Source organism: Pontibacter locisalis (assembly GCF_042684605.1).
GTDB classification, from domain to species: Bacteria; Bacteroidota; Bacteroidia; order Cytophagales; family Hymenobacteraceae; genus Pontibacter; species Pontibacter locisalis.
This window is the reverse complement of record NZ_JBHULU010000006.1, coordinates 95557-106351: the sequence shown is the minus strand read 5'-3', so window position 1 is coordinate 106351 and position 10795 is coordinate 95557. Positions and strand designations below refer to the sequence as shown.

Annotated in this window: 11 protein-coding genes; 4 read left to right on the top strand and 7 right to left on the bottom strand. The window is 45.6% G+C overall.

All coding sequences use genetic code 11. The annotated features are described in order from the left end of the window. Positions 1-155 precede the first annotated feature (155 nt). Positions 156-635: a DinB family protein gene (locus ACFSRY_RS05530; protein ID WP_377503876.1), complete on the bottom strand. Its 480-nt coding sequence runs from the start codon at positions 633-635 to the stop codon at positions 156-158. 88 nt (positions 636-723) lie between these two features. Next, positions 724-1866 (bottom strand): MFS transporter, encoded by a 1143-nt coding sequence (locus ACFSRY_RS05525; protein WP_377503874.1) that lies wholly within the window; start codon positions 1864-1866, stop codon positions 724-726. Positions 1867-2159: 293 nt separating this feature from the next. On the opposite strand from ACFSRY_RS05525, the gene ACFSRY_RS05520 reads away from it, so the two are divergent. Next, positions 2160-3569, top strand: a complete 1410-nt coding sequence (locus ACFSRY_RS05520) for a S8 family peptidase (protein WP_377503871.1) — start codon at positions 2160-2162, stop codon at positions 3567-3569. 106 nt (positions 3570-3675) lie between these two features. Here ACFSRY_RS05520 and ACFSRY_RS05515 read toward each other — a convergent pair whose 3' ends face one another. Together ACFSRY_RS05515 and ACFSRY_RS05510 are read right to left on the bottom strand one after the other, a co-directional pair. Then, positions 3676-4140, bottom strand: coding sequence for a COG2426 family protein (locus tag ACFSRY_RS05515; protein WP_377503869.1), 465 nt, complete (start codon positions 4138-4140; stop codon positions 3676-3678). A gap of 308 nt (positions 4141-4448) precedes the next feature. After that, a complete protein-coding gene (locus ACFSRY_RS05510) occupies positions 4449-5903 on the bottom strand; it encodes an alanine/glycine:cation symporter family protein (protein ID WP_377503867.1) in 1455 nt (484 codons plus the stop codon). 368 nt (positions 5904-6271) lie between these two features. Here ACFSRY_RS05510 and ACFSRY_RS05505 point away from each other — a divergent pair, with 368 nt between their 5' ends. After that, positions 6272-7387 (top strand): fatty acid desaturase family protein, encoded by a 1116-nt coding sequence (locus tag ACFSRY_RS05505; RefSeq protein ID WP_377503865.1) that lies wholly within the window; start codon positions 6272-6274, stop codon positions 7385-7387. Between the two features lie 26 nt (positions 7388-7413). Here ACFSRY_RS05505 and ACFSRY_RS05500 read toward each other — a convergent pair whose 3' ends face one another. Continuing rightward, positions 7414-7641: a hypothetical protein gene (locus ACFSRY_RS05500; protein ID WP_377503863.1), complete on the bottom strand. Its 228-nt coding sequence runs from the start codon at positions 7639-7641 to the stop codon at positions 7414-7416. A gap of 114 nt (positions 7642-7755) precedes the next feature. After that, entirely contained in the window at positions 7756-8268 is a 513-nt protein-coding gene (locus ACFSRY_RS05495) for an ExbD/TolR family protein (RefSeq protein ID WP_377503861.1), read from the bottom strand. Positions 8269-8512: 244 nt separating this feature from the next. Here ACFSRY_RS05495 and ACFSRY_RS05490 point away from each other — a divergent pair, with 244 nt between their 5' ends. Continuing rightward, positions 8513-8851 carry a hypothetical protein gene (locus ACFSRY_RS05490; protein WP_377503859.1) on the top strand — a complete coding sequence of 113 codons (339 nt, stop codon included), beginning with the start codon at positions 8513-8515 and terminating at the stop codon, positions 8849-8851. A 17-nt stretch (positions 8852-8868) separates the two neighbouring features. After that, positions 8869-10365 carry a malate:quinone oxidoreductase gene (locus ACFSRY_RS05485; RefSeq protein ID WP_377503857.1) on the top strand — a complete coding sequence of 499 codons (1497 nt, stop codon included), beginning with the start codon at positions 8869-8871 and terminating at the stop codon, positions 10363-10365. 101 nt (positions 10366-10466) lie between these two features. Here the strand turns inward: ACFSRY_RS05485 and ACFSRY_RS05480 are convergent, their stop codons facing one another. Then, positions 10467-10679, bottom strand: coding sequence for a hypothetical protein (locus tag ACFSRY_RS05480; RefSeq protein WP_377503855.1), 213 nt, complete (start codon positions 10677-10679; stop codon positions 10467-10469). Positions 10680-10795 lie beyond the last annotated feature (116 nt).

The window sequence follows — 10795 nt, the reverse complement described above, 5'->3', positions numbered from 1 at the left end:
AAAAAGTGTGGAAGAATTATTATACAAAAAAACGTACCATTGTAAAGCAATAGCAGGACTAAGAAAAATTGTAAACTTTTAACAGGACTAATACCTAAACCTGTAAACTTATTTTAGGACGAGACACTTTCTACCTCTCTAACTCCCAAACCTCTTTAACTTTCCCAATCCCCCAGCAACCTGCGCAGCACAATTACCTCACCCACATGATAGGCATTGTGCTCTGCAATTAGTAGCGCCTCCCGCAGCAGTGTTTGGCCGTCGCCGTGCGGGAATGGTTTAAACAGGTCATTGGACGGGTCCTGCACCAGCTGTATCATCTCTTCCATGCCCGCACTTATGGCTTTTATACTTGTATCGAGTGCAGCCTGATCCGCAGGGGCTTTTTCTTTGGGCCAGTAGTCGTCTGGCCAGGTGGGTTCTTTGTAATTGGGGTTCTGTATAAACTCCAGAATATCCTCTAACGTTAAGCGCATGTGCTCTACGAGTTGCCAAATAGTATAAGGTAGCTCCTGAACGGTTTTGCCTGCAATTTCTGCCTTCAAGTCCTGCAGCAGGGTAGCCAATGGCTGGTATGCCTGTCCGCCCCGGAGGAGCTTTACCAAATGATCGCGTAGTGCTTTTTCCTTTTCCATAGCCTGTCGTTTATGAAGTGATAGTATACTTAACGCAAGAGCCCGGGCAGGAGTAGGTGTTTTGCAGCAATTGGTCAGATCTTACGCATTACGCCTCCTTCTGCAGCCTGAAGAACATCTGTGACACCGGGATGAGCATAATTCCGGCGAAGGCGAAAAGTATAAACGACACCCTCAGGTTAAAAGCATGGGCAATGTAGCCGATCAGCGGCGGACCGATCAGCATGCCGATGATGCCATAGGTAACGATGATGGAGAGCGTAACGCCGGGGGAATACTTTGTTGACCTGCCGGCTAAAGTATAAGTCATGGGTATAACGGAGGCAGTGCCAAAGCCCACCAGCGAGAAGCCTGCCATGGCCGGCCAGAAGGTTGGAAATACGATAGCCAGCGTTATGCCCGAGAAAATCAGCAGTGCACTGAGGATGTAGGTTCTTGCCATACCGATCCTGTCGATGATCCGGTCCGATATAAAGCGGGAAAGCGCCATGAACGACATGAAGATCAGGTAGCCGGACGTAAACACCTCCTCCTTTATCACCTGCTGAAAGTAGATGCCACTCCAGTCGAACATACCGCCTTCACACACGGCGGCAAAGAACACCAGCAAACCCATGTACACAATGGCAGGATCAGGCTTTCTGAAAGACAGTTTATTTCCGGTAGTAGAGCGGTCGTTGCGCAGCAGGAAACGGGATGTGATCAGGGTCATCAGCACAGAAAAAACCGACACGGCCAGCAGGTGTGGCACCATTGAGACTTTCAGGGACACCAGCAAGGTAGTAACGCCAACTCCAACAATACCTCCCAGGCTCCAGAGTCCGTGGAAAGAACCGTTTATCTTTCGCTCAAACTGTTTTTGCAGGGTGATGGCCTGCGTATTCACGGCAATATTAAAAATGCGCATGCTCAGGGAGAAAAGGAACAGTGCCATGATCAGGAGCAGGGAAGAGTCTGCAAAACCTATAAAGGAAAGGGAGACAGCATTCAGCAGAAATGCCGCTGTTAAAGGTACCCTGCTGTCGAACTTCGTTACCAGCCAACCGGATAGGGGAAGCCCGATCAGGGAGCTGATCGGCATCGTAAGCAGAATAGAGCCAAGCTCTGCCTCATTAAGTTTCAAGGAACCTGCAATGGTAGGGATACGCGATGTCCAGCTGGCAAAGTTGAAGCCGGCCAGAAAGAAAAAAAGGCTAAGCGAAAGCCGCTGATTGTTCATTGTAGGTACCATGGGGTAATTGAGCTGCAAAGATGCGTACAATTTAGATCAATGTTTATACATCTGAAGGCTTCATACCATCCGTTTTGACTTTTGTTTCAGTTTCTGCCATAACAAAGGATATCGTCCAAATTTTTAATCTTAAAGGGCAACTAAATGACTTCTTTTTCGTCTTATGGTGAACCTCCTGTTCTCTCTAATCCGCTAGTTCTTAGTCTTTTGAAGAGAGTGTTTTATAGTCAATCTTACTTGCCGGGTGTTAACTGAACTACCCGTCTTTTTCTTACCATTTACAATTCTGGCATATGAGAATTCTTAACAATTTTGCGGCCGGCTCTACTTTAGCCCTGACGGCCTTATCCATTTCCTTGCTTTCAGGTTGTGAGAAAGAACCTCTCTCCGAAACAGATCCCATGGCCGTTACTGAAGAGGCGCAGGCGGCCATAGCACGTGGTCCGGAACATGTGGCCAATGAAGTGCTGGTGAAGTTTAAGGCAGGCACTTCCGAAAACGCACGGGCAGCTGTTCTGAGCCGCATCAGCGGCAAAGTAAAGGAACGTATTTACACGAAGGCAATGGAGCGTTTCGGAGACAGAGAAGGCCTTATGCTGGTGCACACGCCTATGGCAGCCTTAGAAGCTATCAGCAAAATAAAAGGTGGTAACGAGATAGAATTTGCTGAGCCGAATTATATCTACCAGCACCATGCTACCTCTAATGACAGTTATTTTACAAATAACTCCCTGTGGGGCATGTACGGCAGCAATACATCTCCTGCTAATCAATATGGCAGTCATGCCGCCGCTGCCTGGACAGCCGGTAAGACAGGCTCCTCTACAGTAGTGGTAGGCATTATAGACGAGGGGGTGATGCACACTCATGAAGACCTGCAGGCAAATATGTGGACTAACCCGGGGGAAACAGCCGGCAATGGTAAGGATGACGATGGGAATGGCTACGTAGATGATATTTACGGTTGGGATTTTGATGGAAACAACAACAGTACATATGATGGTACCCATGACGACCATGGTACGCACGTTGCCGGAACAATTGGTGCAGCTAGTAACGGTAAGGGAGTTGTAGGAGTGAACTGGCACGTAAAAATGATAACCGTAAAATTCCTGGGCCGCAATGGTGGTACCACTTCCAACGCCATCAAATCTGTTGACTATATCACAGACCTGAAGACACGTCATGGCCTGAGCATTGTAGCTACCAACAACTCCTGGGGCGGTGGCGGCTTTTCGCAGGGCTTATATGATGCTATAGAGCGCGCAAATAAAGCAAATATCTTGTTTGTTGCAGCGGCCGGCAATGGTGGCAGAGACGGAGTGGGAGATGATAATGATAGAACCCCGCACTACCCATCCAGCTATGCAAATTCGAATATCATAGCCGTGGCATCTATTACCAGCTCCGGGGCAAAATCCGGTTTTTCCAACTATGGTAAAACTACGGTGGATATAGGAGCACCAGGGTCAGGTATCTATTCCACACTTCCTGGTAAGGGTGGTAAATCGGGGTATGGCTCTTACAGTGGTACTTCTATGGCTACGCCGCATGTTACCGGTGCAGCAGCACTCTACGCTGCTTCTAATGCTGGTGCGAGTGCGACTACCATCCGGGGGGCTATCATAAATGGTAACACCGCTACCAGTTCCATGAATGGCAGGTGCGTGTCAAATGGGCGTCTGAATGTGAGCGGGTTTTAATTGATTTAATTCGATTAGCTGTTATACTTATACAAAGAGAGGCTGGGTCTATTGTCGACCCAGCCTCTCTTTGTATTAATTTATAAACTAGTAAGCTTTTATTCTCTTACAAACTTTCCCAGCCAACCATACCTAAGTAAGATCCTGCTCCTACAAAAACAGAAGAGATCACAACCCCCAGTGTAATAGCAAGGAAAGCCCTTTTGCGCTCTATTTTAAAAATGTTGGCTGCAATAGTGCCCATGTAGGCACCAGTACCCGGAAGCGGGATCATCACGAATACCATAAGTCCCCAAAACCCATGCTTCTGCACGTTGCCTCCAACAAGTTTTTTAGCTCTTTTAGATAAGTAGATGACGCCTTTTTTGTACGCACGAAAAGGCCAGAACCTTTTGCTGCATGCATCAATCAACCACATAAAAAGAGGGAACACCAGGGTGTTGCCAACTGTACCGATCAGGACCGCCCACACCAGATTGACGTTATTCAGTATAGCATAGGGTATACCGGCACGTGCTTCTCCGAAGGGTGAAAGGCTTAATAAAAAAGTATGTATCAGGGTCTCAATCATATAGAAGTAATAAACAACAGTACCTGCAGGTTATTCTGAATAACCGAAGTTATTTCCTCACCTGATCAGTGCAACAGTGTCGTAACAGGGTAATAACGATAATAATTCAAAGAATTTGTACGTGGTTTGCGGAACAACTGTAGATTCATACTTATTCCAAAGCCATTCATAATTTATACAAAAAAGATGCATTGGTAACCCTTCTATAGGCAGTCCTGATACAAAAAAACAACCTTACAGGAGGGGAGAGGCTTCACATCCTGTAAGGTTATTCTTAATGTTGAGAAGTTTACCCCTGCACAGCAGGCTTAAACCGCTGACAGTTCCTTATCCTCCTGCTGATTTTTTTCCCACTGTTCCGCATTTTCTATTCCCAGTTTTTGGGGTTCAAACACAGGATCCAGACCGGCTTTGCGCTGTGCCTGGTAATCTTTGAGTGCACGCAAGGCTGGCTTTCGGAGAAGCAGGATCGCCACTACGTTTAGCCATGCCATAATACCTACACCAATATCCCCCAGCATCCAGGCAGACTCGGCCGTTTTGATGGAGCCATAGAATGTAGCAGCCAGTATCAGCGCACGCAACACCCAGATCAGGGACTTACTGCCTTTCGTGTTCAGGTAGCTAAGATTTGTCTCTGCAATGTAGTAATAGGCCATAATGGTGGTGAAGGCAAATAGTAAAAGAGAAATAGCCACGAAGCCACTGCCAAGGGAAGGAAAATAGGTGTTGACAGCCATCTGCGTGTACTCAGGTCCAAAAGCGATCCCCGGCAGGTTCTCCACGATAAAACCTCCTTCCGGGTTTATTACATTGTACTGCCCCGTGAACAGGATCATGAAAGCGGTTGCGGTACAAACAAACAGGGTATCTACGTACACAGAGAAAGCCTGCACCAGGCCCTGCTTCACCGGGTGACTTACTTCTGCCGCTGCTGCAGCATGCGGGGCGGTACCTTGTCCTGCCTCATTCGAGTAGATGCCGCGCTTTACGCCCCACGAGATGGCCATGCCAAATACACCGGCAAACGCTGGCTCAATATCGAAGGCAGAACGAATAATAAGACTGATAACAGCTGGAACCTCAGTGATATTAACGGCAATGATGATCACGGTCATCAGGATGTAAGCGCCAGCCATAAAAGGCACGGCGACTTCTGCCACCCTGCCAATTCGCTTTACACCACCCATGATGATAAGGGCTAAAAAGACCGTAACAACTGCTCCTGTAACAGCCACAGGAATTTCAAAAGCTGTATAAACACTGGAGGCGATGCTGTTGCTCTGCACACCAGGGAGAAACAGTGCCATGCTGATGATAGTGGCTACAGCAAACACTACAGCGTACCATTTCACTCCCAGTCCTTTTTCAATGTAAAAGGCCGGGCCACCTCTGTACTGTCCGTCCTTGGTTTCTTTGTATATCTGACCTAAGGTAGCCTCAATAAACGCGGAAGAGCTTCCCAGGAAGGCAATCATCCACATCCAGAAAACAGCACCGGGTCCGCCCATGGCAATGGCCGTAGCGACACCTGCAATGTTGCCCGTACCTACCCGGCCGGCAATGGCCACGGTAAAAGCTTGGAAAGAACTGATACCTTTTTGCGAGGACTGCCCGTTAAAGAGAAGGCGCAGCATTTCCCGGATGTACCGGACTTGCAGGAACCTGGTTACAACAGAGAAATATATACCCGCTCCAAGGCAGAGAATGATTAAGGCGTCGCTCCAGACTATGTTGTTAACAGAACTGATGAAGTTTTCCATGTACTCGTTTTGGCGGGGGATAAAGGATGAAACTGATTTAAGATTAGCCTTTATTTAGATGCAGGCATTGTGAATCTTAATTTAAAGGAAATTTTTTAGAAAAGCAGCTTTAAGGGCAGCTAAATGGCTGGCCTTAGCTTAGAAAGGTGGCAAGCCTTTTGCAATGGTTAAGGTAATGCACCCGGCGTTGTTTTTTAGACCTTAAAAATCTATACCTTTGTCTGAAGGCTACTCCCACTTACCAGGTCCCTCTCTCTGAAGCATCTTTTGAGTCTGCACTTACTTATACCTCCTTTGAATAACCCCTAAGAGTTTGTTCATCTGCAGTGCTTAAGCTTTAATTAACACGAAACATCAACCAACACAATTTGTCACAAAAAGTAAAATTCACCAACTCAAATCAAACTGCTTTTTTTGCTACTGCCCGGAAGAGGGTGGATGCCTATTTTAAAGAGGAAGGTTTTTCTAAGAACGCCAACAGTGCCATGTGGATGAAAGGTATTTTCTTTCTGGGAGGCTTTGTTTCCCTGTACCTGCTTATCATCTCCAACCAGTTTGGCCCCTGGGTTATGCTGGGCTTATCCGTTTTGATTGGTGCTTTTGCGGCCTTTCTGGGTTTTAACGTATGCCATGATGCCACACACGGTTCCTTTGCCAAGAGCAGCAAAGTAAACAAGGCTTTGAGTCGTGTGTTTTATATGATCGGGGCAAACCCATACCTCTGGAACATCTCCCATAATATTGTACATCATACCTACACAAACATACCAGGGCATGATGAAGATATAGAGGTAGCTCCTGGTTTAATAAGACTCACACATGATGAGAAAGTTAACAAGTTACATCGTTACCAGCACCTGTACGCATTCTGGCTTTACGGTCTTGCTTCGCTTATGTGGGTTTTCAGGAAGGATTTCAAGAAGTTCTTTCAAAAGAATATTGGAAAACACGAGCTGAAGCATCCGAAGCGTGAGTATTACAACCTTTTCATCTCGAAATTCCTGTACTACTTCATGTTCCTTATATTACCTATGCTGGTGCTTGATATAGCCTGGTGGCAGGTGATGGTAGGATTTGTAGTAATGCACCTTTCGGAGGGTGTGGTGATGGGTCTTATTTTTCAACTGGCGCACGTGGTGGAGGGGACAGATTTTCCGTTACCGAATGCCGAAGGTAATATAGAAGAGGCATGGGCAGAGCACCAGTTACGAACCACTGCCAACTTTGCACCTGACAGTGCGCTGGCAGGATTCCTTTTGGGAGGATTGAACAGGCAGATAGAGCACCACCTCTTCCCTAAAGTATGTCATATACATTATCCGGCCATTTCTAAAATAGTGAAAGAAACAGCTGAGGAATTTAATTTACCTTACATCACAAGTCCGACCTTCGCGGCTGCCCTTAAGTCCCATTACCGGACGCTAAGGATGTTTGGGAAGGAAGCTTATCAAGAGCAGATAAAAGTTACTGCTCTTGTGGCATAAGGTGCTTCAGAAAAGGGCAATACGGTTTAGTAGCGGAAAAGAAAATTAGTGCCGTTTCGTATCCACTTTTCAAAAAAGGAGTTGTCGTTAAACTCGCCAGATATCAATTCAAAGCCTTCACTGTTCTTATTGGGGCGGGAATTCATGAATTTCTTCAAAGAATCCTGGTTGTTAGGGGTCCACTCTCTTCCCTTTTGTATGGCAACGCAAAGGTACTCATGTGTCGTGCTGTCAACGATGTATTTTCTATTCATTCTTGTAAGGTACGCATTAAAGTTGGAACCGAAAGCTATATAGCTACAGCTGCATGTGTGTATCGGGTGCCAGAGAGTGCTACTGTTCTCTCTGGCACCCGGGAAAATATTAGGTTACAGGCCTGCAATCAGGTCTTTGTCAGCTTCCTCTATATCCACCAGGGCATATTTTTTTGTGTCGGTTATTTTTACTTCATCCAGCAAATCCACCAGGTTTTTGTAGCGCGACTGTTTCATGGCCTTGATCAGTACCACCATCTTTTCGTTGGATTTTATCTGATCAGATACCAGTACCTGCCGGATACCACTTGCTGATAAGTCTGTCTTTACCACCTCAGGCTTGTCTCCGGGGTACCCAAAGTAGTAGTAAACTTCATCCTGTTCTCCTAAAATAATGGTAACAGCGTTTTTACCAGGAATAGGGGTTTGCACCTTCTTATCCTTTGCATCCACTGGCATATGCAGTTGCATGGTCTGCAATTTGCTGAATGTTGTAGTAAGCATAAAGAAGGTAAGCAGCAGGAAGGCAAGGTCCACCATTGGAGTCATATCCAGGTTAAGTCCCATTTTTTTAGTCCTTCTTTTTCCTCCCTTTCCAGCAGGGTTGGTTTCTTGAATCTGTGCCATGTTTCAGCTCCTTTCTGTTTAGTTAAAGATGTGTTTCGCGTAGGCCTGTATTTTCAAAGGCTTTTAAACAGGATGCTGCCGTTGCAGGAATTCCATAAATAAAAAAAAAGATTTTTCAGGAAGGCAGAATAACTCCTGCTGCAGTGGATAGTTATTAGTATGGAAACTTGTCTAGACAAGCATGTTCACAGCCTACAGGCTATATGTCTCGTATACTTTAAACTTAAAATAGAAAGCTATAAAAATGGAAGATAAAGTAGAATTAACCCCAATGATAAAGGTACTGGCCCAACTTCGTAAGGAAGGGTACCTGGTAGATTTTAGAGTTGAAAATGAGGAGAAGCTTTGCACAATGGATGACAAGCAAAGCTTTACCCCGAACGAGGTACAGATTGTTAACTTCTACCGGTTCGAGGGAGAAAGTAATCCTGATGATATGAGTATACTGTATGTGTTGGAGACGACCTCCGGTGCAAAAGGCACCATTTCCGATGCCTACGGACCTTACTCTGATTCTATAGTAGAGGGTTTCATGAAAAAAGTTAAAGATTTAGGAAAAAACCTTGATAAACGCACCAAGTAAGAAAGAACACATACTACATGTTTGGATTAAACAGAACACGCGATAAAGAACCTGATGTAATTTTGATTGGCGCCGGCATTATGAGCGCTACCCTGGGCATGATGCTTAAGGAACTGGACCCTGATCTGACAATAGATATTTTCGAAAGACTTGACGTAGCAGCAGCTGAAAGCTCTGATGCATGGAACAATGCCGGCACCGGCCATGCAGCTTTTTGCGAACTTAACTATACCCCTGAGTTTCCTGACGGATCAATTGATACGAGCAAGGCAGTGAAAATTGCAGAGTCCTTTGATGTTTCCCGCCAATACTGGGCGCACCTTGTGGAGCAGGTACATATAAACCTGCCGTTGAACTTTATTAAAAGTCTGCCGCACATGAGCTTTGTGTGGGGAGACAATAATGTATCATTCCTGCGTAAGCGTTACGATGCGCTGCAGCAATGCCACTTGTTCAGGGGTATGGATTATTCTGAAGACCCTGAAATAATTAAGCAGTGGATGCCGCTCATTATGGAGGGGCGTGACAGGAATGATAAGGTGGCGGCTACGAACATGCCCATAGGTACGGATGTTAACTTCGGAGCACTGACCAGGGGAATGTTCAACCACCTGAAGGAGTTGCCGGGGGTAACGTTACACTTCGGCCATGAAGTGCGCAAACTAAAACAGAAAAGTGATGGCAGGTGGCGCATTAAAGTAAAAGACCTGGAAACGGGTGATAAACGTAAGGTGCGGGCTAAGTTTGTTTTCATCGGTGCCGGAGGAGGTTCGCTGCCTTTGTTAATGAAATCAGGAATTCCGGAAGGCGAAGGGTATGGTGGCTTTCCTGTAAGCGGGCAGTGGCTAAAGTGTATCAATCCGGAAATTATTGAAAGGCACCAGGCGAAGGTATACGGTAAAGCAGCTGTAGGCTCTCCACCCATGTCGGTGCCCCACCTGGATACAAGATTTATAAATGGAAAAAGGGAATTACTGTTTGGTCCTTATGCAGGCTTCACTACACGCTTTCTAAAGCAGGGGTCGCTACTTGATCTCCCATTTTCTGTGAAGGCGAATAACCTGCGTCCAATGGTGGCAGCTGGTTTAAAGAATATTCCGCTCACAAAGTACCTTATCAATCAGGTGCGGCAATCGCCGGAGGATCGTATGATGGCGCTGCGCAATTATATGCCTACAGCCAGAATAGAAGATTGGAAACTTGAAGTCGCAGGGCAGCGGGTTCAGGTTATTAAAAAGCATCCTGATAAAGTAGGAGTGCTTGAGTTTGGAACAGAGGTGGTAAGTTCTGCCGATGGCTCTCTTGCAGCCTTACTGGGTGCTTCACCGGGTGCTTCTACGGCTGTTTCTATAATGCTGAGCCTGTTGCAGCAGTGTTTCCCTAAAAAAATAAGTTCAGCGGAATGGCAGGCAAAACTGAAGCAGATGATTCCTTCGTACGGTGAGTCACTGGCAGAAAACGAGGCGCTGCTTAAAGATGTAAGAGCCTGGACAAGCAAAGTGCTGGAACTCTAGAAGGGTAAGGTATAAAATAAGAGGCGGTACAGTTAAGTGTAAACTTTAGCTGTACCGCCTCTCTTTTATGTAATATCACTAATTGAAAAATGAATCACTTCTTATTGCTCATTTTCCAGTTCAATTGTTTCAGATTCTGTATCGATTGTAGTATCAATATCCATGGTTGTTCTTTCAACCTCAATTTCTGATACTGTAGTATCTCTTTCGATAACTGTTGCATCTTCTGTTTCTGTTATGCCTTCATCTCCACCACAGGCATAAAAACCAAATGATCCAAAGAGTACGGCTGCTGCAAAAAATAACTTTTTCATTATTATAACTATTTAAGTTCAACATTAATTAAACAGTTGGATATAAGCCACCAGACTGTTTAATATATTATACAATATTTATGTTCTACGCATTAGGTGTTGATAAAGGTTTAATT